At 66.6% G+C, this 24,340-nt stretch carries 23 protein-coding genes, 1 tRNA gene and 1 pseudogene; 19 read left to right on the top strand and 6 right to left on the bottom strand.

The window, feature by feature from the left end:
• Position 1 precedes the first annotated feature (1 nt).
• The 10 genes from ACFV15_RS08425 (at position 2) to ACFV15_RS08380 (ending at position 9,136) form a co-directional block, all read left to right on the top strand.
• Positions 2-670 carry a flagellar biosynthesis protein FlgA gene (locus ACFV15_RS08425; RefSeq protein WP_378349535.1) on the top strand — a complete coding sequence of 223 codons (669 nt, stop codon included), beginning with the start codon at positions 2-4 and terminating at the stop codon, positions 668-670.
• A gap of 6 nt (positions 671-676) precedes the next feature.
• A complete protein-coding gene (locus tag ACFV15_RS08420) occupies positions 677-1,561 on the top strand; it encodes a hypothetical protein (RefSeq protein WP_378349534.1) in 885 nt (294 codons plus the stop codon).
• A complete protein-coding gene (locus tag ACFV15_RS08415; RefSeq protein WP_378349533.1) occupies positions 1,551-2,930 on the top strand; it encodes a CpaF family protein in 1,380 nt (459 codons plus the stop codon). Before ACFV15_RS08420 ends, ACFV15_RS08415 begins: the two co-directional genes overlap by 11 nt.
• Positions 2,923-3,786 (top strand): type II secretion system F family protein, encoded by an 864-nt coding sequence (locus ACFV15_RS08410; RefSeq protein WP_378349532.1) that lies wholly within the window; start codon positions 2,923-2,925, stop codon positions 3,784-3,786. The genes ACFV15_RS08415 and ACFV15_RS08410 overlap by 8 nt, the downstream gene beginning before the upstream one ends.
• On the top strand, positions 3,783-4,643 hold the full coding sequence (locus ACFV15_RS08405; protein ID WP_378349531.1) for a type II secretion system protein: 861 nt from the start codon (positions 3,783-3,785) through the stop codon (positions 4,641-4,643). Before ACFV15_RS08410 ends, ACFV15_RS08405 begins: the two co-directional genes overlap by 4 nt.
• Before the next feature lie 10 nt (positions 4,644-4,653).
• Positions 4,654-4,863, top strand: a complete 210-nt coding sequence (locus ACFV15_RS08400) for a hypothetical protein (RefSeq protein ID WP_378349530.1) — start codon at positions 4,654-4,656, stop codon at positions 4,861-4,863.
• Complete coding sequence (locus ACFV15_RS08395) at positions 4,860-5,246, top strand: hypothetical protein (RefSeq protein WP_378349529.1); 387 nt, start codon at positions 4,860-4,862, stop codon at positions 5,244-5,246. The genes ACFV15_RS08400 and ACFV15_RS08395 overlap by 4 nt, the downstream gene beginning before the upstream one ends.
• Positions 5,243-5,686, top strand: coding sequence for a hypothetical protein (locus tag ACFV15_RS08390; protein WP_378349528.1), 444 nt, complete (start codon positions 5,243-5,245; stop codon positions 5,684-5,686). Before ACFV15_RS08395 ends, ACFV15_RS08390 begins: the two co-directional genes overlap by 4 nt.
• The gene (locus ACFV15_RS08385; RefSeq protein WP_378349527.1) at positions 5,683-6,105 is read left to right on the top strand and encodes a pilus assembly protein TadG-related protein; all 423 of its coding nucleotides are present in this window, start codon (positions 5,683-5,685) and stop codon (positions 6,103-6,105) included. The genes ACFV15_RS08390 and ACFV15_RS08385 overlap by 4 nt, the downstream gene beginning before the upstream one ends.
• Positions 6,106-6,280: 175 nt before the next feature.
• Positions 6,281-9,136, top strand: a complete 2,856-nt coding sequence (locus ACFV15_RS08380) for a LysM peptidoglycan-binding domain-containing protein (RefSeq protein WP_378349526.1) — start codon at positions 6,281-6,283, stop codon at positions 9,134-9,136.
• A 466-nt stretch (positions 9,137-9,602) separates the two neighbouring features.
• Here the strand turns inward: ACFV15_RS08380 and ACFV15_RS08375 are convergent, their stop codons facing one another.
• Together ACFV15_RS08375 and ACFV15_RS08370 are read right to left on the bottom strand one after the other, a co-directional pair.
• The gene (locus ACFV15_RS08375; RefSeq protein WP_378349525.1) at positions 9,603-10,343 is read right to left on the bottom strand and encodes a DUF2637 domain-containing protein; all 741 of its coding nucleotides are present in this window, start codon (positions 10,341-10,343) and stop codon (positions 9,603-9,605) included.
• Between the two features lie 832 nt (positions 10,344-11,175).
• The gene (locus ACFV15_RS08370) at positions 11,176-11,754 is read right to left on the bottom strand and encodes a hypothetical protein (protein WP_378349524.1); all 579 of its coding nucleotides are present in this window, start codon (positions 11,752-11,754) and stop codon (positions 11,176-11,178) included.
• Between ACFV15_RS08370 and ACFV15_RS08365 the strand changes: the two are divergent.
• A pseudogene (locus ACFV15_RS08365) lies at positions 11,755-12,435 on the top strand (recombinase family protein); the annotation flags it as partial.
• 165 nt (positions 12,436-12,600) lie between these two features.
• Here the strand turns inward: ACFV15_RS08365 and ACFV15_RS08360 are convergent.
• Both ACFV15_RS08360 and ACFV15_RS08355 read right to left on the bottom strand, forming a co-directional pair.
• Positions 12,601-12,888, bottom strand: coding sequence for a hypothetical protein (locus ACFV15_RS08360; protein ID WP_378349523.1), 288 nt, complete (start codon positions 12,886-12,888; stop codon positions 12,601-12,603).
• A gap of 137 nt (positions 12,889-13,025) precedes the next feature.
• A tRNA-Leu gene (locus ACFV15_RS08355) sits at positions 13,026-13,099 on the bottom strand.
• Positions 13,100-13,279: 180 nt separating this feature from the next.
• Here ACFV15_RS08355 and ACFV15_RS08350 point away from each other — a divergent pair.
• The 7 genes from ACFV15_RS08350 (at position 13,280) to ACFV15_RS08320 (ending at position 20,049) form a co-directional block, all read left to right on the top strand.
• Positions 13,280-13,891, top strand: coding sequence for an ANTAR domain-containing response regulator (locus tag ACFV15_RS08350; RefSeq protein ID WP_378349522.1), 612 nt, complete (start codon positions 13,280-13,282; stop codon positions 13,889-13,891).
• 270 nt (positions 13,892-14,161) lie between these two features.
• Positions 14,162-15,337 (top strand): branched-chain amino acid ABC transporter substrate-binding protein, encoded by a 1,176-nt coding sequence (locus ACFV15_RS08345; protein ID WP_378349623.1) that lies wholly within the window; start codon positions 14,162-14,164, stop codon positions 15,335-15,337.
• A gap of 94 nt (positions 15,338-15,431) precedes the next feature.
• Positions 15,432-16,439, top strand: a complete 1,008-nt coding sequence (locus tag ACFV15_RS08340) for a branched-chain amino acid ABC transporter permease (protein WP_378349521.1) — start codon at positions 15,432-15,434, stop codon at positions 16,437-16,439.
• On the top strand, positions 16,436-17,542 hold the full coding sequence (locus ACFV15_RS08335; RefSeq protein WP_378349520.1) for a branched-chain amino acid ABC transporter permease: 1,107 nt from the start codon (positions 16,436-16,438) through the stop codon (positions 17,540-17,542). Before ACFV15_RS08340 ends, ACFV15_RS08335 begins: the two co-directional genes overlap by 4 nt.
• Positions 17,539-18,459, top strand: a complete 921-nt coding sequence (locus ACFV15_RS08330) for an ABC transporter ATP-binding protein (RefSeq protein ID WP_378349519.1) — start codon at positions 17,539-17,541, stop codon at positions 18,457-18,459. Before ACFV15_RS08335 ends, ACFV15_RS08330 begins: the two co-directional genes overlap by 4 nt.
• On the top strand, positions 18,446-19,159 hold the full coding sequence (locus tag ACFV15_RS08325) for an ABC transporter ATP-binding protein (RefSeq protein WP_378349518.1): 714 nt from the start codon (positions 18,446-18,448) through the stop codon (positions 19,157-19,159). The genes ACFV15_RS08330 and ACFV15_RS08325 overlap by 14 nt, the downstream gene beginning before the upstream one ends.
• A 122-nt stretch (positions 19,160-19,281) precedes the next feature.
• Positions 19,282-20,049: an alpha/beta fold hydrolase gene (locus tag ACFV15_RS08320; RefSeq protein ID WP_378349517.1), complete on the top strand. Its 768-nt coding sequence runs from the start codon at positions 19,282-19,284 to the stop codon at positions 20,047-20,049.
• On the opposite strand, the gene ACFV15_RS08315 is transcribed toward ACFV15_RS08320, so the two are convergent.
• Complete coding sequence (locus ACFV15_RS08315) at positions 20,021-20,974, bottom strand: LysR family transcriptional regulator (RefSeq protein ID WP_378349516.1); 954 nt, start codon at positions 20,972-20,974, stop codon at positions 20,021-20,023. The two genes, ACFV15_RS08320 and ACFV15_RS08315, sit on opposite strands and share 29 nt — an antisense overlap.
• Positions 20,974-21,378 carry a PaaI family thioesterase gene (locus ACFV15_RS08310; protein WP_378349622.1) on the bottom strand — a complete coding sequence of 135 codons (405 nt, stop codon included), beginning with the start codon at positions 21,376-21,378 and terminating at the stop codon, positions 20,974-20,976. The genes ACFV15_RS08315 and ACFV15_RS08310 overlap by 1 nt, the downstream gene beginning before the upstream one ends.
• Positions 21,379-21,476: 98 nt before the next feature.
• Here ACFV15_RS08310 and polA point away from each other — a divergent pair, with 98 nt between their 5' ends.
• Positions 21,477-24,218, top strand: a complete 2,742-nt coding sequence (polA, locus tag ACFV15_RS08305) for a DNA polymerase I (protein WP_378349515.1) — start codon at positions 21,477-21,479, stop codon at positions 24,216-24,218.
• Positions 24,219-24,340 lie beyond the last annotated feature (122 nt).

The following is a 24,340-nucleotide window of genomic DNA, read 5'->3' as shown; positions in this document are numbered from 1 at the left end:
CATGCTGACCACCACGAAGGCGCCGGAAGCTGGAGTCTCGTCCGCTGACGCGCAGCTTCTGGCGCCGCCTTCGCCTCGGCCGCTCCGCCGACGCCCGTCGAAGATGCTGATCCTGATCGGCCTCTTGCTGGCCGCGCTCTGCGCCGCGGGGGCGGTGTTCGTCTACCAGAACAAGGACCTCCTCGTGTCCGTGGTCGGTGTCGCCAACACCGTCCGCTATGGGCAGACGATCACCGAAAACGCACTGCGTGAGGTGCAGGTCCGACCTGATCCGGGGCTGTTGCCAGTGCGGTGGGACCAGCGATCCAGGCTCGTCGGAAAGCGAGCCACCACGGACCTCCTGCCTGGCGCGGTCATCACTGAGCAGGTGGTCAAGGACGCCTTGCCCCCAGGTCCGGGCCAACAACTGGTCGGGGTCGCGGTCAAATCGTCTCAGCTTCCGGCGACGCCATTGGAGCCTCGGCAGGCGGTTCTTCTTGTCCCGTCGAGCCAGGCCGGTGTGGGCGCGGAGCCGTGGGAACCGGTGCGTGGAACGGTCACGCGGGTGGGGGAGCGGGACCAATCGGGGATCCGAGTGGTCGACGTGGTGGTGCCAGAGCGTTCTGGGCCGCAGGTGGCCACGAAGGCCTCGACCGGCGGCGTCGCGATCGTCCTGCTGCTGGGGAGCTGACGAGTCATGTTGATCTCGCTCGCCTCGCTGTGCGGTAGTCCAGGTGTCTCGACGGCCGCGCTCGCACTGTCGTGGACCTGGCCGCGGCACGCGATGGTCGCCGAGTGCGACCCTGCGGGCGGGAGGGGCCTGGCGGTGTTCGATCCGAACGGCGCGTTGGGGCGGCGCGGGATGTTCGAAGCGATGCTCGCCGCCAGGACGGCGCCGATGCGGCAGGCGGTGTGGCGCCAAGCGATCACCCTGCCGGACGGCACCGGCACACATTTCCTGTTGCCTGGCGCGCATTCACGCCGCGAAGCGGAGAGTTTGCAATGGCAGCGGCTGGCGCCGGTGTTCCGAGAACTGGATCCGATGGACGTGCTCGCGGACTGCGGCAGGCTCCGCTCTCGAGGAACACCGCACGCCGTGCTCGCGACGTCGGATTTGACCGTGCTGCTGGTGCGCAATGACCGCCATTCTCTGCGCGCGGTCGTGTCCTCCATGGACATCGTGCGCGAAGAGCTAGGCCTTGTCGGAGTCGCTGACGACGGGCTGGTGATCGTCATGGTCGGCACGGCGCACGGTTTCCCGCTATCGGAGGTTCGGAGCCAAGTCGCGGTGCCGGTGCTTAGCGAGCTGTCGTGGCACCCGGCGACGGCCGCAGCGTTCACCGAAATTTTCAATCCCAGCAGCAAGTTCGAGGCGTCGCCGCTCCTCGCACGAGCTCGTGAGCTTGCAGGCGAAGTCGGCCGCCGCGCGCTGGCTCGGGCTCGCCGCATCCAGCGCACGGTCCGTGTCGAAACGGCCGCGCGGGCGGGCCGGGTACGTCCGCATCGGGAGCCGGTTCCCGCGCATCAGCTGGCGCCGATTCCCCGGCCGCCCGTCGTGCAGGGAGGTGCCCGTGTCGTCTGAACTGATCGAGCGCAACGACTCCGACGAACTTGTCGATCGAGTGCAGCAGAAGCTCGCGCTCCGAGTACAGGACGAGCTGACCCGCCGCGACGGTCCTGTCGCCGACGGGGTGGAGCGCGCCGTCGCGGGCAAGCTCATCGACGCCGTCATGTCCGAGGTCATCGAAGGCTGGGTGGTGCAAGGTCGGCCGTTCCCTGGTCCGGAGCAGGAGTGGGCCGTCAAGGAAGGCGTGATGGCCGAGATGTTCGGCCTCGGACGGCTGGAGCCTTTGCTCGCCGACGACGAAGTCGAGAACATCGACATCATCGGCAACGAGCCAGCATGGCTCTCCTATGGCGACGGACGTGTAATGCGCGGTCCGCGCGTCGCCCCGACCGATGAAGCGCTGGTGCGGTGGTTGCAGCGGCTGGCCACGCGGCACAGCCGGACTGAGCGTTCGTTCAACGGCGCCCATCCGCTGCTGAACATGGAGCTGCCCGGCGGGGAACGTCTGGCCGCGGCGATCGACGTGACCGACCGCCCGCACGTCTCCATCCGTCGCCACCGCCTGCCCGCCGCCAGCCTCGAGGTCCTCCGCGACAAAGGCGTGCTGTCCACTGCGCAGCTTGCGCTGCTGCGGGCGGCGATCCGCGCTGAGAAGAACGTCGTGATCTGCGGTCGGCAGAAGGCGGGCAAGACGACCCTGCTCCGAGCGCTGTGCTGGGAGATCCCGGCTGACGAGCGATTCGCTACCGTGGAGACCGAGTTCGAGCTCGGCTTGCATCGCTACCGTGATCGCTTCCCCGCAGTCGTGCCGTTCGAGCAGCGCGAAGGCAACTCCGAGCGCATGGAGAATGGACGACCGGTCGGCGGCATCGACCTGCCGCGCCTGGTGTGGCACTCCCTGCGCATGCACACCTCGCGGATCATCGTCGGCGAGGTGCGCGGCCGGGAGATCATCCCGATGCTCGACGCCCTGTCCACCGGCGGCGCTGGCTCGTTGTCCACCTTGCACGCTCGCGGTGCCGGCGACGCCATCAACCGGATGGCCCGGCTGTGCCTGGAAGGCAACACTGCCTGGACGCCGGAGCTGGCCTTCGACACCGTCGCGCACACGATCGACTTGATCGTGCACCTGGACCTCGTGCGAACTTCCGACCAGCTCGACCGCTACGTCTCGGAAGTCATCTCCATCGAAGCCGGCGAATACGGTCGACCGGCCCGTACCTACCTCTTCCAGTCTCCGCCCGACGGCCGCAGGTCCGTCCCCACCGGCAACCTGCCGACCGACATCGCCGACTACGAACGCGCCGGATTCGACCGGAACTGGCTGACCCGCGGAGGCGACGGCGACTGGACGCCCGAGCAACCGGGAGCCCGTGATGCCTGAACTCGTTCTCGCCGTGCTCGGCGCCGGCTTCGGCGGAGGCCTCACGCTGGCTGCCGCTGGCTTCTACGGCCGAGACGCGGCCGCGTTCCGGAGGAGGCCGGTCTCGAGTTGGTGGCGCCGCCGATCCCGACGAGATGTTCGCCTTCGCTGGCCACTTGCCGCCGCGGCCGGCGCGGTCGTGTGGTTGGTGACAGGCTGGCCGGTCGCGGGCATCGCCGTCACCGCGCTCGTCGTCTTCCTCCCGTGGTTGTTCGCCGCAGGCACCATCGCCGCCGAGCGCATCGAACGCCTCGAAGCCCTCGAGGACTGGCTGCGTCACCTCGCCGACGTTATGGGACCCGGCAACATCGGCCTGGTCAGCGCCATCGCGGGCTCTGCACACGATGTGCCGCCGAAGATCGCCACCGCGGTGACCACCTTGGCACAACGGCTGCGGACCTGGGACATCCAAGCCGCGCTCCTGGCCTTCGCCGATGAGATCGACGACCAGATCGGCGACGCCGCGGCAGCCGGACTCTGCGTGGCCTATCAGCAAGGATCCGGCGTCGCGGAACTCTTGAAAACCCTCGCGACGCAGGTCGCCGAGGAAGTCACCGCGCGCCGCGCCACCGAAGCCGAACGCGCTCGTCGCCGCTCGACCGCGCGGATCCTGCTCGGCATGTGGGCCGCCATGTTCGCCGGCTTCGCCGTGTTCGGCAGCACCACCTACATCTCGGCGTACAACACCGCCGTCGGCCAGCTCGTCCTCGCCGTCATCCTCGGCATGGTCGGCGCTTCCGCGGTCTGGCTGCGCCAGCTCGGGATCGAACCTCGCGTGCCGCGCTTCCTGATTTCGAGCCCAGGGAGAAAGCTGTGACCCCGCTCGCGCTGCTGATTCTGCTGGCCATCGGCACCGCGGCCGGGCTCACGCTGGTGGTGGCCGCGTTCGTCCCGTTCCGGCCTCGCCTGAGCGACGTCTTGCGCGACCGCGACCTGCTACCCGTCACCGCCGGCGGCCTGGCGAACCCGGTCATGCAGCTGGCGGGTCGACTTCGGCTCACCGTGCCTGACACCGACCTTGATCTGGTCGGCCTGCGTCGAGAATCTTTCGTCCTGCAGCGCATCGGGTTCGCCCTGGGTGGTGCGCTGTGGATGCCGCTGCTGGCTTGGATCCTGGAGCTCGCCGACGTCGCGCCGCCCTTGTTCCTCACCGGCATGGCGTCGCTCGGCGCCGCTTTCATCGGCTGGACGGTGCCGCCAATGCTGCTCAAAGGGAAGGTGACGCGGGCGCGCGCGGCGTTCAAAGGCGCACTCGCCTCGTACTGCCAGCTCGTCGCGCTGGGGCGGCTTGGCGACCGCGGCCCCGCTGAGGCGATGCGTTACCCAGCCCTGCTCGGATCGGGTTGGGGATTCCGGCGCATCCAGATCGCCATCGATGAGGCCGCGTTGCGCGGCGAGATGCCGTGGGAAGGTCTGCAACGCCTCGCGGAATCCATGGGCGTACGCGAGCTCAAAGACCTTGGCCACATCATCACCAACGCCGGGCAAGGCGGGGCAAGCATCGTGGACACGCTGCGCGCCAAGGCGTCCTCCCTTGCCCAGCAACAACTCGCCGCACAGAAGGCCGGGTCGTCGATCCGATCCGACCGCATGGACATGCCGGTCGCCGTCATGGGCCTGGCCTTCATCGGCTTCCTGGCCTTCCCCGGCATCTACACCCTGCTCGGAGGATAAGGAGAAGATCATGCTCATCACGAGGCTCTACCTCGCCATGCTGGCACTAGGGGAGCTCCTTCACGAGCGCCGCTCCCAGTTCGCGCGTGAGAGCGAACGCGGCGACGAGAACATCACCAAGGTGTTCTACGCCGTCCTCGGCGTCACCGTCGCTACCCTGGTCGCCGCCGCGGTCACGGCGTTCGTCAACGGCAAACTACCGTTGATCGGCGGCCAATGAACCGCCTCGCCGCGCTGCACGGTGAACGCGGCGACGAGAACCTCACCGCGGTCTACGTCTTCAGCGCGTTGCTGTTCTTCACCTGGGCCGTGCTGCAGGTTGTCGCGGTGTTCCTCGGCAGCAACGTCGCACTGGAAGCAGCCCGCGACGGCGTCAACGCGGCGAGACTGCCGCCGGTCGACACCGCGGCCGCGGAAACCCGGGCCCGCGACTACACCAGCAGCGTGACGCTCGGCTGGCTCACCAACGTCGCCGCCCGCGCATCCAGTGACGGCCAGAACGTCACCGTGACCGTCAGCGCGGACGCCGCGTCCTTCGTGCCGTTCCTGCGGTTCCCGGTCAGCCAGACCGCGTCCGCGCCGATCGAACAGCTCACGTCATGACCACCCGGCTTCACGACCTCCGCCGTAGCGACCGCGGCGACATGAACGTCGAGGTCGCCATCGGCGCCGCCGCGCTCATCGTCCTCTTCGGACTCGCGATCGTGGCCATGCGAATCCAGACCGCCGAATCCGCCATCGCCGAGGCCGCTCGTTCAGCTGCCCGATCCGCATCGCTGGCTCACGACGGAGAAACCGCTGCCGCAGCCGCACGGCAACGCGCGACGGATGTTCTCGCCCAGCAGCACCTGTCCTGCTCAGGTTTGCAGATCGATGTCGATGCTCACGACTTCGCCAAGCCGCTCGGCGAGACCGGGTTCGTCATCGCCACCGTCACCTGCGAAGTCGGCTACAACGACCTGCTCATCCCAGGAATGAGCGGATCCCGAACGACTCGAGCGGAATTCCGCTCACCGATCGACCGTCACGGAGCCCGCCAATGACACCCGCGCGCTCATTGCGAGACCTGCGCGGCGACCGCGGGTCGGCGTCGGTCTGGCTGATCGGCCTCAGCGTCGCATTGGCCATCGCGATAGGCGGTGCGGTCGACGGCAGCCGCAAAGCCCAGGCACACTCACAAGCCACCGCGATCGCCGAGGAAGCCGCCCGCGCGGCCGGCCAAGCCCTCCGAGCCCAATCCCTGGCCACCGGCCGGGACGCCGACGTCAACCCCGAACTCGCCACCGCCGAAGCCCGCGCCTACATCAATGCGACCGGCGCGACCGGCATCGTGTCCGTGCAGGGGACCCGCATCGAGGTCGAGACAACGATCACCAAACCCACCGTCTTCCTGGGCATGATCGGCATCGCGGAGATCACCGTCCACGGCCACGGGACCGCCAACCTCATCTCGGCCGGGTAAAACCATGCGACCAGCCGCCAAACTCGCCCGGACGGTCACCGCGTTACTCGCGCTGATCGCCTTGATCGTGGTGCCTCCCGCTCTGTTGTGGACACTGCGCTCCACATTCCTGCCTGACCACCTCCCGATCGGACCGGAGCTACTGGGCTGGTTCACCGAACGCGACAGCGGGCAGGTGTTCCTTGGCCTGCTGGTCCTCATCGGCCTAATCGCCTGGCTGCAACTCGTCGTCGCGGTCCTCCTCGAAGCGGTCGCCGCCCTGCGCGGTGTCTCTGTCCCGCGGCTTCGTGGCTTCGGCTGGGCCCAGAAACTCGTCGCCGGACTCCTGCTGACGTTGCTTGCCAGCACCGCCACAGCCACCGCCGAAACCATCCCGCACACGTCAGCCAGCCACCTGCTCAGCACGACGCCACCCACGACCGCGTCACCCACCGGATCGGCGCCTGCGGAACCAGCGACCTCGAAGGAGCCACAGCCGTCAACGCACACGGTGGCGCCGGGGGAGTCCTTGATGAGCATCGCCGCCGACCAACTCGGAGACGAAAACCGCTACCGCGAGATTTTCGACCTCAACAAAGACCGTCGCCAACCCGACGGCGCCGCGCTTCGTGATGTCGGACTGATCAAACCGGGCTGGACACTGCTCCTGCCTGAGAACGAGGCGTGTGATGAGGTCCGTGTCCGTAAAGGCGACACGTTGTCGAAGATCGCCCGTGACCATCTCGGCGACGCTCGCCGGTATCGGGAGATCTTCGAGCTGAACAAGGGCCGCCAACAGCCCGGCGGAGCATCGCTCACCACTCCGAACCACATCTACCCGGGAACCGTCCTGCGGCTTCCCAGCACTGGCCCGCGCCCAGCGGGCAGCTCGACATCCCAGTCAGCCTCGCGGACAAACGCAGACCCGATCGCCGGTGGCACTCCACCGCTGATTCCGAGCTGCGCCGCATCAACGCCCGTCATGCAGGGCCAGCCGACGAAACCAGAATCACCATCCGAGTCCAACCCGATCCCACCATCACCCGGCCGGTCAACCACCCCCGTTCCTCCCGCGCCGACGACACACCGCGCTCCAGCCGCCGAAGTCGATGACAGCAGCCCGATGTCGTTGATCGGGTTCAGCATCGGGGGGCTGCTCGCCGCAGGCCTTCTCGCAACCCTCGGTACCCGCCGCATGCGCGCCCAGCGCCGCCGCCGTCCAGGACACCGGATCCACACGGACCTCCCCGGTGACTTCGAAACCGCTCTTCGCGTGGCCGAGCAACCGGCCACAGTCGACGACCTCGACGCCACCTTGCGCTCGCTCGCTCATCACGTTCACCAAGCAGGCCAGGCGCTCCCCGCGATTCTGGCCGTGACCGTCGGCGCTGGCGGCGTGGTTCTGCATCCTCAAGAACCCGGCAAGCCCCCGTCGCCGCTCGTCGCACTCCGAGAAGAACCTGGCGCGTGGACGGTCGATCCCGCAGCCGAAGCGGTGGAACCAGATCTGCTGCGCACCGTCGCAGCTCCTTACCCAGCGCTCATCTCGCTAGGCCACGATCAGCACCACAATCTCATCCTGCTCAACCTCGAACAAGTCGGAGCCATCACGCTGACCGGTAACCCCGACGACATCGAAGCCGTCCTGCTGGCCATGGCCTGGGACCTCGCCGCTTCCAGCTGGGCCGACCACCTCGTCGCCACCCTCGTCGGCTTCGGCCAAACCACCGCCGCCCACAACCCAGGCCGCCTCCGCTACGCCGCCACCATCGACGACGCCCTCGACACCTTCGAACGCCGTGCACGGGACGTCCGCGAAGGCCTTCAGGCTGCGGATACCTGTTCGATCGACCAGGCTCGCGGACTCGGCCTCGCCGAAGACACCTGGAGCCCGGAGATCATCCTCTCCGCCGCGCCCTTCAACCGCTGCCAGCAAGACCGGCTCTACAACCTCGTCTCCTTCGACCGCCCCACGTCGAGCTTGGCCGCGGTCATCACCGCCGCCGAAGTTGCAGACGAACTGCCCGGCGCCTGGCACTTCGACCTCGGCACGAAGCGCACGCGGATCGAGCCGCTCGGGCTCGAGGTCGACCTGCAACGGCTGAGCCCAGCGCAGGACCGCGAACTCGTCGCCGCGCTCGCCTCCGCGGACAACGCCATCAACGTGCCGGCCGAGGACTATCGCAGCATCCCGCCTGAGCCCGACACTCTTCCGGTTCCGCTTGATCCCGATGAAATCGATGTCCAGCCCGAGGACAGCCAGCTCAAGTCGGTGCCCTCCGACGTTCCTGAAGTCCGGGTTCTCGGCCCGGTCACCTTGGCCAACGTCGACCCGGACCAGGTCGAAGCAAAGAAGATCAACAGGCTCACCGAACTCGCCGCGTTCCTTGCCCTGCACTCCGGCGTCACCGCCGACGAAATCTCCCGCCAGATGGGCACCGGTACCCAACCGTGGTCCGCCTCAACCCGCCAGGGCTACATCTCACGGCTGCGCACCTGGCTCGGCCGCGACCACGCCGGCGAGCTTTACCTACCCAACGTCGACGTCAAACGTGGCGGCTACCGGCTTTCTCATTCAGTGCGCTGCGACTGGCATCGCTTCCAGAGTCTGGTTCAGAAGGGACTCGGCTATGCGCCTGCAGACGGGCTGTCCTACCTCAAGCAGGCTCTTAGCTTGGTCACCGGAATGCCATTCAGCGGCATCCCCCACGGTAGATACGTGTGGAGCTCTTGGATCCAACGCGAGATGATCGACGCGATCGTCGACGTCGCCCACGCCATCGCCGACACATCCCAGAGGACCGGGAGCCTCGCAGCAGCAAGGAAAGCCCTCGCCCACGGGCTTCAAGCGGACCCCGCCAGCGAAATCCTGTATCGCGACCTGCTTCGTGTGGAGTACCGAGCCGGCAACCTCACCGCAGTAAAGGAAACCGCGGACAAAATCGCCAATCTCGCGGCGGCGCTGGATATAGATCTCGACGAGGAGACCAGCGCGCTGGTGCACAAGCTGCTGGATCCGCGATACCGAGCATCGTTAGGAACGCTCCAATAGAAGCGTGGGTGAAGGTGTCTTGCTCCTCCGCGTCCGCCGGATCGTGCTGGGTACCGACCTGGTCTCCTGTGTGAATCGCCTTCCCGGGATGTGTGCGGATACTCAGGAACGTGGTGCCGTGATAAGGCGCCGGGAGCAGGCCCGCTCGCGCGCGGACAACTTCCGTCAGGTCCATCGCCCCGGCCAAGTCGAGGGACCTGCCCCGCTCGAGCGGGGACGACTGATCGGGGAAGCGAGGCGCCAGCGGCGTTCGCGGGACCAGCCCACTCGCGCGGGGACGAGCTGGACCTGCTGGCCGAGCTGCGCGTGCACGTGGGACCAGCCCCGCTCACGCGGGGACGACCTGTTCGACAAGTACCGCCCGCGTCATCAGCCGGGACCAGCCCCGCTCGCGCGGGGACGACCAGTCGTCGCACTGGTAGACCGCGCCGGAGGGGGGACCAGCCCCGCTCGCGCGGGGACGACACTACTTGACCAGCGACTCTAGCAACGGAGACGGTGTTTTTGTATCACTTTGATTCTCGTGTGGAAACGGGATGGGAGGTTGGCCGGTTTCTCGCCATCGGCGAAGTATGCGACGACCGTAGTTGTTCGTGCCAGCGATGCGGTCGAGTTCGGCGCCGGTTGGCGTTCGGCCTTTCGACTGCTCGGCGGTGTAGTGGGCCCACATGCGCTGTTCGGCAGTGAGTTCCACGTCCACGTCCGCGGGCTCGGGCGGGTTTGCAACTAGCGAGAGGTGCCCGGTGCCGGCCCGATCGGAGTCGAAGCTGGCTGCGTTGGATTCCGGTGCAGTCTCTTTCAGGCCAGCACTGCGACTCCGTTTGAGTGCGCGGTTGAGCAGTTCGACAGCCAGCAGGAGGGCAAGCGGTGGGCAAGCTGCTACGGCGATAGCCGGTGCGTTCAGGACCGGTGCCGCGTTGATGTTGGCGCAAAGCGAGAGCGCGATCCCGAATGCAAACGCGAGCCATGCCTTCCAGTGGCCGGAGCCTCGGGCCGACTTCCAGAGTTCGACGGTGGCCGTGGTGAGGAGGCCGTCGACGATCAGCGGCCAGATCGCCGCGGTCGATTCGTCGGCGCCGAACCGCAAGGCGAACTCGCGTCCGTGGCGATAGGAGGCATAGGCCGCTCCAAGAGCGACTAGTGCGGTGCACGCACATTGGACCCAGAGCGAGCGATCCCCCTGGCGCGAGGCTGCTGATGTAGTCATCGGGTGCCACCGCCGGGGGCGCGGCGGCGTCGCTTGATCTCGACGGTCGCGGAAACTTGCAGCTCACCGGTGGTTTGGCTTCGTGTAGATGCTGTCCGAACCGGGTCAGCGGTACGGAGCGGCGCGGAAGTTGGCGTGCCTATATCCCACAGATCTAACGCTGGCATTCGCCCTGCTTGTGGTGAATATGTAGTCAGAATCTCTGAGGCGTCACGATGGTGGCGTCCGCGACCGGTCTGTTGTGCTCTGAGTGAATCAAACTCCGGCGCAGGGGAGCATGTCTTAGGCGAGCTCGTATTGAGCTGTGCTCCGTCGGTCTCGCCCCAGCGAGACTCCGTCGAGACTGGCACGAGAACGACGAGATTTCGCGAGACGGACGAGTCTCGTCGTTTCAGGGCCAGGTCTCGTTGTGGTTGATGGAGATCGTTGCTGTCGATGACAAGTGCTTGCTCCTCCCGCTTTCGCGTGAGATTGCGAGCGCGGAGGAGCCGATGAATCACGTGTCAGTTTCAGGGAATCCACGCGCTCGGAAAGATGCAGCCGTTTCGGCTTCTCGTGCTGAGTTGGATGAGACTGCGGCTGACTTGCAGACCGATTCTGACGCGCCGACCTGGTGGTACGCTCAAAAATGTAATCGTGGGCGCAGCCGCACGTATTCTGGTTGTGTTACTCACGTCCATGGTGCGGAAGCCGAGCGGCTCCGAGGTCGACTCGCAGCTGTGATCGTTGATCTTCTCCGCTGGGCCGCGCAAGCTGCAGAGGACGACAAACCAGCATGACAGCCTCCGATGAGGATTTCGCTCGCCCGGCGACATTGCCAGGCGTTACCAGATCAGTCCCGATTTCCGGGCCGTCCGGTCTTTCCGACTACGCCGTTTCGCCGCTGGGCATGTCCACGGCAGTGCTGCGCGACGAGGTGCGCGTCGCGTTCCTGGGGCGTACCTCCACAGAGGACCAACAAGATCCGCGGCAGTCCCTCATGCGGCAGCTCGGGAACTGTAAGGCGGCCATACCCGAGGCTTGGGTGATCGTCGCCCACTTCTACGATGTCGAGTCCGGGCGCATGGAGCTTGACGCACGGGGGAGGGGCAGCAACTACGAGCGCTTCGACATCCCGATCGCCAGGGACGGCGGAGTCGCCGACCTGCTCGACGAAGCAACCCGTCCTGGGCGCCGGTTCGACGTGGTGATCTGCGAGGGCATCGCCCGCGTCGCGCGCCGAGCGTTCGAAGGCTTGTCGATCGAGCGCGCGCTGGAACAGTGCGAGGTGCCGCTGTTTGCGTCGAATGAACCGATCACGCTTTCGGGAAGCCGGGCGCAGCGAATATTGCAACGACGGATCAATCAGTCGGTCGCCGAGTACGAGGTTCTCAACACGCTCGAGCAGTCTTGGGGCGGGCTGTGCACGCACGTGCGCGAAGGATGGAACATCGGAAAGCCGTGCTACGGCTATAAGGCGAAGTCGTACAGGCATCCGAACCCGTCCAAAGCCGCCAAAGGGCTCACCAAGACCCGACTCGAACCGGACGGAGTCCGCGCCGAGACGGTCACTCAGATCGCGTTATGGCGTTTTCACGAAGGACTCGGCTACGACACCATCGCCGAACGCCTTAACGCGGACCCGGCGAAGTACCCGCCTCCTGAGCCGCCGGGAAAGGTGCGAGCGCGAGGTGCCTGGGGCAAAACCAGCGTCTACGAGATCCTTCGAAACCCCAAATACACCGGCTACCAGGTGTTCAACCGACGCGCGCGCCGCTCTCGCAACGGGAAGGTCAACGACCCGATCAAGTGGGTGTGGTCGCTCGAACCCGCACACGAGCCGCTGATCCCCAAGACGATGTACGACGAGCTGAACGCGCGCAGCAAAGCCAAGCGCGGCTCTCGAGACGGCAACGCGCCAAATGCGCGCCCAGGAACTCAACGCACCTACGTCCTGAGGGGCGTGATGTTCTGCACCTGCGGCCGCCGGATGTTCGGCAACTACCGACACGACGCGCCGTACTACATCTGCTGGCCGCGCAACAACAACCGCGGACGCGAGGACAAGTTCGCGGAGCACCCGAAGGCGACCTTCCTCCGTGAGGACGCCATCCTGGACGCGGTGGGGCGGTTCTTCGCCGAGCGTGTGTTCGGCACCGACCGTCATGCGATCCTGGCGGCTGATATCGCTGGGATCGATGACCGTGCCAGTCGTGAACGCCAGACGGAGCGGGAACGGCTCCAGCGGACATTGGCTGACATCACCCGCCGGCAGGACTCACTGCTCCGTCAAGCCGCCGACGGCGATCCCGCCGATCCGTTCACCAGAGCGCTCCGCGGCAGCTACAACGAGCTGGAAGTCGACAAGTTGGCCGCCGCCAGGGCGATCGCTGAACTTGACGCGGCTGACGAATCGGAACCGGGCCGACCGAGCCCCGACGACACCGCGCTCTTGGATGCTCTGCCCTACCTGAAGCTCAACTTGGCCAGTGCGCCTGAACCGCTGCTCCGTACACTGATCGAGATCACTCAGCTCGAAGTCAGGCTGCATGGCGACGGCGACCACGTGACCATCGCGATCCGGTTGCCCGCCGACCATCTGCCTGAAATCGCCGACGCGGCGGAGAGGATTACCGAGTTCATGACAACTACACAAGAAGTGCCTGCTCCGAGAGCAGACGGTGCTTGTGTAGATGCTGTATGTGCCCCCGGTGCGACTCGAACGCACACTGGACGGTTTTTGAGACCGTTGCCTCTGCCGATTGGGCTACGGGGGCGCGATGTGGGAACTCTACGGGACAGCCCGTGACCCTCCGCAAGCGGGTTACCGGTCAACCCCAGGTGGGCGGCGTCACTCACGTGGTGAACGCCATCTGGCTGACTGGATCGTTCCCGGTAGGCTTTTGGTTCGCGGGAAACCGCGTGTCACATCCCCTCGAGCCCTCAGGAGGACCCCGGTGACCGACCAGGCTGCCGAGGCCAACGGTGTTGCCACCGTGCCGCAACGTCGGGTGCTCGTCGCGGAGGACGAAGCGCTCATCAGGCTCGATCTCGTGGAGATGCTCCGCGAGGAGGGTTACCAGGTGGTCGGGGAGGCCGGCGACGGGGAGCAGGCCATCAAGCTGGCCACCGAGCTCAAGCCCGATCTGGTGATCCTCGACGTGAAGATGCCGAAGCTCGACGGGATCGAGGCCGCGGCCAAGATCACCGGGGATCGGGTCGCTCCCGTTGTCATCCTGACCGCGTTCAGCCAGCGTGATCTGGTGGAGCGTGCGCGGGACGCGGGGACCATGGCCTATCTTGTCAAGCCGTTTGCGAAGCGTGACCTTGTTCCCGCTATCGAGTTGGCCGTTTCCCGATTTGCTGAACTTCAGGCTCTCGAGTCCGAGGTGGCCGGTTTGACCGATCGGCTGGAGACTCGGAAGGTCATCGACCGGGCCAAGGGACTGCTCATGACCGGGCAAGGTCTGAGTGAACCCGAGGCGTTCCGCTGGATCCAGCGGACGGCCATGGACCGGCGGACGACCATGAAGGCGGTCGCGGAAGCGGTCGTGGAGAGCATCGGCTGATCGTTCGGCCCTGACGACTGCCCACTCGGGCATAGTTACCCATCGTTATCACCCTATTGTTGCAACCCGACAATAGGGTGTTAAGTATCCGTACTTACTCATGACGACCGTCACGATGTGGATACAAGACCCTGGGTAACTCTGTGCAACCCACCGCCGGGCGGCTACGTTCAGCGCCCAGTCGGGTCCCGAGCTGGGACTGCCGCTGCGACAGCGGCCAGTCTGTATTTGGAGGAACGAGTGTCAAGAGCACGACTCACGAGGATCATCGTGCTGGCGGCGGCCGCATCGCTTGCCTTGTCCGCCTGTTCGGCGCGTGACACGGGAAGTTCGGGCAACGCGAACCAGACGTCCGCCGCCGAGGCCCCCAAGCAGGCAGCGGATGCCGCGAACCCCGCGGGCGACGGCAAGGCCGTCTGCTCGGGTGTCACCCTCGCCTACGCCGGCACCATCAACGGTGGCAGCGCCGCGCTGGGGCAGAACATCCTCTACGGTGTCGACCTCGCCATCAAGCAGCACAACAAGGCGAACCCTGGCTGCCAGGTCGCTTTCAAGCAGTTCGACACCGAGGGCAAGCCTGACAAGGCGCCCGGTGTCGTCACCCAGGTGATCTCCGAGGCCAGCATCATCGGCGTCGTCGGCCTGCCGTTCTCCGGCGAGTCGAAGGCCACCGGCAACCTGTTCGAGCAGGCGGGCCTGGTGCACATCACCCCGTCGGCCACGAACGTGCACCTGACCGAGAACGGCTGGAAGACCTTCTTCCGCGGCATGGGCAACGACGGCGTGCAGGGTCCCGCCGCCGCCAAGTTCCTCACCGGGACGCTCAAGGCCAACAAGGTCTGTGTCATCGAGGACGACTCCGAGTACGGCAGCGGCCTCGCGCAGCAGGTCCGTGACGCGCTCAAGGAAAAGGCCACCTGCTCCGACAAGGTTAAGACGGCGCAGACCGACTTCTCCGCCGTCGTCAACAAGATGGTCACCGAGAAGCCGGACGCCATCTTCTACGGTGGTTACTACCCCGAGGCCTCGCCGCTGGCTCAGCAGCTGGACGACAAGGGTGTCACCGCCAAGTTCGTCGGTCCCGACGGTGTGAAGGACGATGAGTTCGTCAAGGGCGCCGGTGCCGCCGCCGCCAAGGCGTACTTCACCTGCCCCTGTGTCCCTGAGGACAACTTCAAGGACTTCACCGCCGCTTACAACGCGACCGAGGGCCGCGCGCCGGGCACCTACTCGCCTGAGGGCTACGACGTCGCGACCATCCTGCTCAAGGGCATCGACAAGGGCATCAAGGACCGCGCGGGCCTGCTCGACTTCGTGAAGAACTACGACGGTCAGGGCCTGACCAAGAAGTTCAAGTGGAACGACAAGGGCGAGCTCTCCGAAACTCCGGTGTGGAGCTACAAGGTCGAGAACGGCAAGATCGTCAACAACGGTCAGATCAACTAGTAACCTGCCCGCTTCCGCGGGTGACTCGGGCATGCACACGGGGGCCGACCGCCTCTGTGTGCATGCCTGAGCCGTACCTGGAGAACGAGAAACCGTGCACCCCACGCTGACTCCGTTCCACACCGCTGGCGAACAATGGATCCACTTCAACGTGGACGCGTTCTTCCAGCAGTTCTGGAACAACACCGTCGGAGGGCTTACACAGGGCGGCATCTACGCGCTGATCGCCCTTGGCTACACCCTCGTCTACGGTGTCCTCAAACTCATCAACTTCGCCCACTCCGAAGTGTTCATCGTCGGAACCTTCGCGACTTGGCTGACTTTCTACGTGCTGGGCTTCCGGCCGGGTACGAACCCGGAACTCGGTGTCGCCGAGCTGATCCTCTACCTGGCACTCGCGCTGATAGTCGCGGTGGTGTTCTCCGGCGCGACCGCGGTGACCCTCGAACGGGTCGCCTACCGGCCGCTGCGTAACCGCAACGCGCCGAAGCTGGTCTTCCTGATCACCGCGATCGGCGCCTCGTTCGCCATCCAGCAGATCCTGAAGCTGATCTTCGGCCTCAACGCGCAGCGCCAGATCCGCCTGCTGAAGCCGGAGCCGCTGTTCGAGATCTTCGGGGCGACCGTGACGAACCTCGACATCATCATCGTCGCGGCGTCGATCCTGCTGTGGCTGCTCGCCGACTACTTCGTCAACAAGACCAAGGTCGGCCGCGGTATCCGCGCGGTGGCTCAGGACCCGGACACGGCCACGCTGATGGGTGTCAACAAGGAACGCGTCATCGTGGTGACCTTCGTCGTCGGCGGCCTGCTCGCCGGCGCGGCGGCCTTGTTCTACATGATGAAGATCCCGCAGGGCGCGATCTACAACGGTGGCTTCCTGCTCGGCATCAAGGCCTTCGCCGCCGCGGTGCTCGGCGGTATCGGCAACCTGCGCGGCGCGCTGCTCGGTGGCCTGCTGCTCGGCGTGATCGAGAACTACGGCCAGACGCTGTTCGGCGGCGAGTGGAAGGATGTCGTCGCGTTCGTCGTGCTCATCCTGGTCCTCATGCTGCGGCCGACCGGTATTCTCGGTGAGTCCTTAGGAAAGGCGCGGGTGTGAGTACTCAAACGATTCCCGCGAAGCTGTCGATTCGCGAGCGCTGGAACAACCTGAGCCGTCCCGCTCAGTGGGCGTTCCTGATCCCGGTCGTCCTCCTGATCTACGTGTTGCCGTGGCTGAACCCGCCGCTGATCGCGACGACCGGCACGGACTTCCCGACGGCCATGTTCGACGTCGCCCGCTACGCGCTGGTGGCGGTCGGCCTGAACGTCGTGGTCGGCCAGGCCGGTCTGCTCGACCTCGGTTATGTCGGCTTCTTCGCCGTCGGCGCCTACGTCGCGGCGATGTTCACCAGCCCGAACTCGACGCTGACCAAGCTGCCGTACCTGTGGACGCTGCCGCTGGCCATGGTGATCACCATGATCTTCGGCATCATCCTCGGCACGCCGACACTGCGATTACGCGGCGACTATCTCGCCATCGTGACGCTCGGTTTCGGTGAGATGATCCGCCTGATCGCCGACAACGTCACGCCGCTGCGTGGCCAGTCCGGCTTCGAGCGGGTCGCCACGGACGCGGCGGGCAAGTCGTTCCTGCCCAGCGCCAGCTGGTGGTACGTGCTCACGGTGACCCTGATCATCGTGGTGCTCCTCTTCGTCGGAAACCTCGAGCGCAGCCGTGTCGGCCGCGCCTGGGTGGCCATCCGCGAGGACGAGGACGCCGCCGAGATCATGGGTGTGGCCACCTACAAGTTCAAGATCTGGGCGTTCGTCATCGGCGCCGCGATCGGCGGGCTCTCCGGCGCGCTGTACGCGGGCAAGCTGGGCTTCGTGAACAACCAGTCCTTCGACGTCGTGACGTCGATGCTGTTCCTCGCGGCCGTCGTGCTCGGCGGCGCGGGCAACAAGGTGGGCGTGCTGCTCGGCGCGGTCGTGGTGGCGTACATGCCGCTGCGGTTCGTGCAGATCGCGGAGTACAACTACCTGATCTTCGGTATCGCGCTCATCGTGCTGATGATCTTTCGGCCCCAGGGTCTGCTCGGCGCTCGCCAGCGGCTGCTCGCGAGAGGCCGCCAGGCGTATCAGCGCCTGCTCGGCAAGGGTGAACAGATCAGCGGTGACAGTGCGCTCACCCCGGAACCGACTGCGAAGGGCACGATATGACGCAGCCTGGTGGCGCCGACGCGCCGATCGAAGGCGGCCTGGTGGCCGAAGTCGAGCAGATGTCCCCGGAAGAGCGCGCGGAGCACTTCGCCGAAGTCGCCGAGGTCGTCGCGCCCGACCGTGAGATGTTCGTCAGCATGGGCCAGACCCTGCTGGAGCTGGACGAGCTGACCGTCCAGTTCGGTGGCCTGGTCGCGCTCGACCACGTGTCGTTCTCGATCAAACGTGGCGAGATCCTCGGCCTGATCGGCCCGAACGGCGCGGGCAAGACGACCTGCTTCAACGCGATGACCGGTGTCTACCGGCCGACTTCCGGCCGGGTGCTGCTGGAGGACAAGCCGCTCGGCAAGGCCGCGCGGCACAAGATCACCCAGCTCGGCATCGCGCGCACGTTCCAGAACATCCGGCTCTTCGCGGAGATGACCGCGCTGGAGAACGTGGTGGTCGGCGCGGACGCGCGGCACAGCACGAGTGTGCTGGGCGCGCTGCTGCGCCTGCCGAAGCACCACAAGGAAGAGAAGGAAGCCGTCGACAGGGCGATGGCGCTGCTGGAGTTCGTCGGCATCGCCGACCGCGCCGCGGAGAAGGCCAAGAACCTTCCCTACGGCTACCAGCGCCGCCTGGAGATCGCCCGCGCGCTGGCGACCGAGCCGAAGCTGCTCTGCCTCGACGAGCCCGCCGCCGGCTTCAACCCCGCTGAGAAGGAAGATCTCATGGGGTTGATCCGCACGATCCGCGACGACGGGTACACCGTCCTGCTGATCGAACATGACATGAAGCTCGTCATGGGCGTGACGGACCGTATCGTGGTCTTGGAGTTCGGCAAGAAGATCGCCGAAGGAGTGCCGGCCGAGATCAGGGAGAACCCCGCTGTGATCGCCGCATATTTGGGAGTGCCCGACGATGACGTTGCTTGAGTTACAGGATGTTTCCGTCCACTATGGACGGATCCAGGCCGTGTCCGGGCTGACGATCACGGTCAACGAGGGCGAGATCGTCACGCTGATCGGCGCGAACGGTGCGGGCAAGTCGACGACCATGCGTGCCATCTCCGGCATCCGCCCGGTGTCGAACGGCAAGATCACCTTCGCGGGCGAGGACATCACCAAGCTGCGTGCCGACCTCCGGGTGGTGCGCGGTATCTCTCAGGCGCCGGAAGGCCGCGGGATCTTCCCCGGCATGACGGTGATGGAGAACCTGGACATGGGGGCGTACGCCCGCAAGGACAGGAACAACCTCGGGCCCGACCTCGACCGTGTCTTCGAGCTGTTCCCGCGCTTGGCCGAGCGCAAGGACCAGTTCGGCGGCACCATGTCCGGCGGTGAGCAGCAGATGCTGGCGATCGGCCGCGCGCTGATGGCCAAGCCGAAGCTGCTGCTGCTCGACGAGCCGTCGATGGGCCTCGCGCCGCAGTTCATCCAGCAGATCTTCCGGATCATCACGGAGATCAACAAGCAGGGCACCACGGTGCTGCTGGTGGAGCAGAACGCGCAGCAGGCGCTCTCGCGCGCGCACCGCGCGTACGTGCTGGAGACCGGGCGGATCACGAAGTCCGGCACCGGCAAGGAACTGCTCGCCGACAACAGCATCAAGGAGGCCTACCTGGGCGTCGGCTGATCACAACCACTGGTTGTCATCGGCGCCTGAAAGGCTGTTGGACCGGAACCCCGTCTGAGCGGTTTGCTTGTCTCAGACGGGGTTCCGGCATATCCGGAGTCCCACGAAAATGGGGAGTTCCAATGGAAAAGCGCATCGAAGGCGTGGCGGCAGGCGTTCCGTTCGTGGCTCTGGGCCCGGCGGAAGGATCGGCGCCGCTGGTCGTCACCTGGCACTTGATGCCCGGTAGCGCCGAGGAAATGGCGTCCGCGCTGCCGATGCGGGACCTGCACGCGTGGAAGGTGCACTTCGATCTGCCGATGTTCGGCAGGCGTCAGCTCGAAGGCGGCTTCGAGGAGTTCTTCCGGCTCGCGAGCGAGGACAACGTGCTCAACGTCGTCGAGCCGGTCACGGAGCAGGCGGCCGCGGAATTCCCGGCAGCGGTGGAAGAACTGCGCAAGCAACTGTCCATCTCGGACGGTCCGGTCGGTGTGGTCGGCGGCTCGGCGGGAGGCGGGATCGCGTACGAGGTGCTGGCGCGAGCCGAGGTCGCCATCGCGGCGGGCGCGCTGCTGAACCCGGTGACCCAGCTGCCACCGGTGATCGCCGCGAACGAACGGCGTTTCGAGGTCACGTACACCTGGACGGAAGCCTCGCGCGCGGTCGCGGACCGTTACGACTACGTGCGTCGCGCCGCCGAGTTCAAGCAGGATCTGCTGCTGATCATCGGCGAGGAGGACGACATTTCCATCACCGAACCGGCGGCCGCGCTGCACCGCGTGCTCACCGGCAGTGAGCTGGTGCTCGTGCCGGGCCTGGCGCATGAGGTCTACGACGAAACCGGTGTTCCGACGGCGTCCGCGGGCGTGGTCGACAAGCTGCTCACCGAGTGGTTCCAGCGTCACCTGTAGGCAGCCAGCTGCGTGCGGGATCGTGGTCGCACCAGCCTTCGGCCCGGCTGGTGCGGCCGGCGATGGCCAGCAGCCTGCGCAGCGCCGGGTGCGGCTTTTCCTTACGCCACACCAACGACCATGGGAACAGCGGTGACGGCTCGAACGGCAGCACCCGCAGGTTGAGATCGGGCGCGAGTTCCATGTCGGCGCCGGCCAGCGTGACGCGCTGCTTGCCGTAACGCGTCTGCTCCAGCGTGTGCCGCAGGTCGAAGCTCACGCCGGAATCGTCGATCGGCACACCGAACGCGTCGCACAGATGCCGCAGGTAGGACAGCCATTCGACGGGACCGGCAAGGCCGGGCAGCCAGATGCCGTCTTCGCGCAGATCGGTCAGTTTCAGCACGTCGTTGCCCGCGAGCGGATGCTCGGGCGCGAGCAAAGCGACCAGCGGTTCCAGCCGGACGAGCCGGTGCTCCAGCTCGTCCGGCAGCGGGCGCCCGAGGTCGTGCACCCGGCCGAACGCGAGGTCGATCTCGCCGCGGATCAGCGGATCGAGTGAATTCGCGAGGCCCTGCCTGGTACTGCGCTCGACGCGCAGCCCCGGTTCCTGCTCGGCGAACCGGCGCAGCATGAACATCGGCGAGAGCCGGTTGTCGATGATGTCGAGCCGGACCGGCTGTTCTTCGGAGCCCATCGCGGCGACCGCGGCGTCGGCGACCCTGATCAGCTCACGCGCGTGCGGGAGGAACCGCTCGCCGTCCTCGGTCAGCTCGACCGTGCGGTTGGTGCGCAGGAAAAGCGGCACGCCCAGCGCGTCCTCCAGCTTGCGGATCCGCTTGGACAGCGCCTGCTGGGTGAGGAACAACGCCTCGGCGGCACGGCTGAAATGCCGCTGGTCCGCGGTGACCAGGAAGGCGCGCACCTGCGCCAGGTCGAGATCCATCAGGCACCCGGTGGCTTGTCCCTGACGACGCAGGTCAAGCGGGCGGTGCAGGTACGGCGGCCCTGGTCGTCGGTGATGACGATGTCCGTGGTGATCGTGCCCCTGCCGACGTGCAACGGCGTCGCGACGCCGGTGACCACGCCGGAGCGCACGGCGCGGTGGTGCGTGCAGGACAGCTCGAGCCCCATCGCGGCGCGGCCCTCACCGGCGTTGATCGCGGCGAGTGTCGAACCGAGCGCCTCCGCGAGCACCGCGTTCGCGCCGCCGTGCAGCAGGCCGTACGGCTGGAGGTTGCCTTCGACCGGCATGGTGCCGACGACGCGCTCGGGCGAGGCCTCGACCAGCTTCATCCCGACCTTCTCGTTCAGCTGCTGGCCTGCGACCGCCGGGTCGATCCCCGACATCCGCTCCAGCTCCGCCAGGTCGATTTGTTCCGTCACGCATTGACTCCTTACCGATGCGACACGTAAGAGTGTCGGACCCTGACTCTAGACTCGGGCCCGTGAGCCCGAGTGAAACCCAGACAGTTGCCAGTGTCACATCCGGCGCGGACACCCTTGAGCGGCCGAAACTGCTGCTCATCGACGGTCATTCGATGGCCTACCGCGCGTTCTTCGCGGTGCCCGCCGACCGCTTCCGCACGTCGACCGGTCAGGTCACGAACGCGGTCTTCGGGTTCACCTCCATGCTCATCAACCTGCTGCGCGACGAGCAACCGACGCATCTCGCCGTCGCGTTCGACCTCTCGCGCCAGACGTTCCGCTCGGAGACGTACGCCGAGTACAAGGCGGGCAGGTCAGCCACGCCCGACGACTTCAAGGGCCAGGTCGCGCTGATCCAGGACGTCCTGGCCGTGCTGGGCATCCCGGCGCTGACCAAGGAGAACTTCGAGGCCGACGACGTCATCGCCACGCTGACCACGCAGGCGGTCGCGGATGACTACAGCGTGCTCATCTGTACCGGGGACCGCGACGCGTTGCAGCTGGTCAACGGCCAGGTCACCGTGCTGTACCCGAAGAAGGGCGTGTCGGAGATGACGCGCTACGACCCGGTGACCGTCGAGGAGAAGTACGGCCTCACCCCGGCCCAGTACCCCGACTTCGCGGCGCTGCGTGGCGACCCGTCGGACAACCTGCCCGGCATTCCCGGGGTGGGGGAGAAGACCGCGGCCAAGTGGATCAAGCAGTTCGGCTCGCTCAACGAGCTGATCGACCGGATCGACGAGGTCAAGGGCAAGGTCGGCGACGCGCTGCGCGCGCACCTGTCGAGTGTCACGCTGAACCGCCAGCTCACCGAGCTGGTCCGCGACGTCGAGCTGGAGCTCACGCCGCAGGAGCTGGAGTTGCGCCCGTGGGACCGCGACGCGGTGCACCGGCTGTTCGACGAGCTCGAGTTTCGCGTGCTGCGGGACAGGCTGTTCGCGACGTTGTCGAGCGCGGAGCCCGAGGCGGAGGAAGGGTTCGACGTCACCGGCGCCGCGCTGGCGCCCGGCGCGCTGGCCGGCTGGCTGGCCGAGCATGCGGCCGGCGCCGACCCGGTCGGGCTCGCGTTCCGCACCACCGGCGTTTCGGTGCTCTCGGACGTCCAGGCGATCGCGTTCGCCGCGCCGGACGGCCAGGGCGCGCACATTACGGTGTCCACAATGGACGCCGCGGACGACAAGGCGCTGGCCGACTGGCTGGCGAACCCGGCCGTGCCGAAGGTCGGCCACTCGATGAAGGTCGCGCTGCACGGGATGCTCGCGCGCGGCTGGAAGTTCGCGGGCCTGAGCATGGACACCGAGCTCGCCGCGTACCTCGTGCGGCCAGGCCAGCGCTCGTTCGAGCTGGACGACCTGGTGCTGCGGTACCTGCAGCGTGAGCTGCGCGCGGAGTCCGACGGTGGCGACGGCCAGCTGTCGTTGCTCGACGGCGGCGCCGAGGACGCGGACGCCAAGCTCGTCGACGCCGAGCTGGTCAAGGCGCGTGCGATCGCCGAGCTGTCGGCCGCGCTGCGCAAGGAACTCGACGACATCGGCGGCCGCGAGCTGCTCGCCGACATCGAACTGCCGCTGCTGGAGGTCATCACCGACCTCGAGGCCGCGGGCATCGCGGTGAACGTCGAGCAGCTGACCGAACTGGAGGAGCACTACGCTTCGCGGGTCCGGCTGGCGGCCGACGAGGCGTACAAGGTCATCGGCAAGCAGATCAACCTCGGCTCGCCGAAGCAGCTGCAGGTCGTGCTGTTCGACGAGCTCGACATGCCGAAGACCAAGCGCACCAAGACCGGCTACACCACGGACGCGGACGCGCTGCAGGGCCTGTTCGAGAAGACCGGGCACCCGTTCCTGGAGTTCCTGCTGGAGCACCGGGACGCCACCAGGCTGCGCGTCACGGTCGAGGGCCTGCTCAAGGCCGTCGGCGACGACGGCCGCATCCACACCACCCTGCAGCAGACCATCGCGGCGACCGGCCGTCTGTCCTCTGTGGACCCGAACCTGCAGAACATCCCGGTCCGCACCGAAGAAGGCCGCCGCATCCGCGAGGCGTTCGTGGTCGGGGGTGGCTTCACCGAGCTGATGACCGCCGACTACAGCCAGATCGAAATGCGGATCATGGCGCACCTCTCGCAGGACGAGGGCCTGATCGAGGCCTTCAACACCGGCGAGGACCTGCACACCTTCGTCGCGTCGCGCGCGTTCTCGCTGCCGCCGGAGGAGGTCACGCCCGAGCTGCGGTACCGGGTCAAGGCCATGTCGTACGGCCTGGCGTACGGGCTCTCGGCGTACGGCCTCGCGCAGCAGCTCAAGATCGGCAATGACGAGGCCAAGGAGCAGATGGAGGCGTACTTCGCCCGCTTCGGCGGCGTGCGCGACTACCTCCAGTCCGTGGTCATCGACGCGGCCAAGGTCGGCTACACCGAGACCATCTTCGGCCGCCGCCGGTACCTGCCGGACCTCAACTCCGACAACCGCCAGCGCCGCGAGATGGCCGAGCGGATGGCGCTCAACGCCCCGATCCAGGGCAGCGCGGCCGACATCATCAAGGTCGCCATGCTCAACGTCCACAAGGCGCTGGCCGCGTCTGACCTGCGCACCCGCGTGGTGCTCCAGGTGCACGACGAACTCGTCCTCGAGGTCGCCGAAGGCGAGCGCGAAGCCGCCGAAGCCTTGGTACGCAAGGAAATGGGCTCGGCCTACGAGTTGGCGGTGCCGCTGGAGGTCTCGGTCGGCTTCGGCCATTCCTGGAACTCGGCCGCGCACTAAAGGGTCGTGAGCGTTGCGGGCGGTTCTAACCCAATGCCGGGTAGTTAGGGCTGGGGTTGTGGTGTCAAGGCTGTGATAGACGCGGCTCCTGGTAGAAGAGAAGTCGACTAAGATCCACTCTT

Origin of the sequence: Amycolatopsis sp. NPDC059657, from assembly GCF_042734395.1 — a bacterium.
In the GTDB taxonomy this organism is placed as follows: domain Bacteria; phylum Actinomycetota; class Actinomycetes; order Mycobacteriales; family Pseudonocardiaceae; genus Amycolatopsis.
The sequence above is the reverse complement of the archived record's forward strand: the minus strand, read 5'-3'. Positions and strand labels throughout refer to the sequence as shown.

Excerpts from the sequence above, each read along its gene's own strand:
- ACFV15_RS08325 (WP_378349518.1), top strand. The coding sequence starts at position 18,446 with ATGACGTTGCTTGAGTTACAGGATGTTTCCGTCCACTATGGACGGATC.
- ACFV15_RS08395 (WP_378349529.1), top strand. The coding sequence starts at position 4,860 with ATGAACCGCCTCGCCGCGCTGCACGGTGAACGCGGCGACGAGAACCTC.
- ACFV15_RS08400 (WP_378349530.1), top strand. The coding sequence starts at position 4,654 with ATGCTCATCACGAGGCTCTACCTCGCCATGCTGGCACTAGGGGAGCTC.
- ACFV15_RS08375 (WP_378349525.1), bottom strand. The coding sequence starts at position 10,343 with ATGACTACATCAGCAGCCTCGCGCCAGGGGGATCGCTCGCTCTGGGTC.
- ACFV15_RS08425 (WP_378349535.1), top strand. The coding sequence starts at position 2 with ATGCTGACCACCACGAAGGCGCCGGAAGCTGGAGTCTCGTCCGCTGAC.
- ACFV15_RS08385 (WP_378349527.1), top strand. The coding sequence starts at position 5,683 with ATGACACCCGCGCGCTCATTGCGAGACCTGCGCGGCGACCGCGGGTCG.
- ACFV15_RS08420 (WP_378349534.1), top strand. The coding sequence starts at position 677 with ATGTTGATCTCGCTCGCCTCGCTGTGCGGTAGTCCAGGTGTCTCGACG.
- ACFV15_RS08390 (WP_378349528.1), top strand. The coding sequence starts at position 5,243 with ATGACCACCCGGCTTCACGACCTCCGCCGTAGCGACCGCGGCGACATG.
- ACFV15_RS08310 (WP_378349622.1), bottom strand. The coding sequence starts at position 21,378 with ATGTCGGGGATCGACCCGGCGGTCGCAGGCCAGCAGCTGAACGAGAAG.
- ACFV15_RS08320 (WP_378349517.1), top strand. The coding sequence starts at position 19,282 with ATGGAAAAGCGCATCGAAGGCGTGGCGGCAGGCGTTCCGTTCGTGGCT.
- ACFV15_RS08330 (WP_378349519.1), top strand. The coding sequence starts at position 17,539 with ATGACGCAGCCTGGTGGCGCCGACGCGCCGATCGAAGGCGGCCTGGTG.
- ACFV15_RS08410 (WP_378349532.1), top strand. The coding sequence starts at position 2,923 with ATGCCTGAACTCGTTCTCGCCGTGCTCGGCGCCGGCTTCGGCGGAGGC.
- ACFV15_RS08315 (WP_378349516.1), bottom strand. The coding sequence starts at position 20,974 with ATGGATCTCGACCTGGCGCAGGTGCGCGCCTTCCTGGTCACCGCGGAC.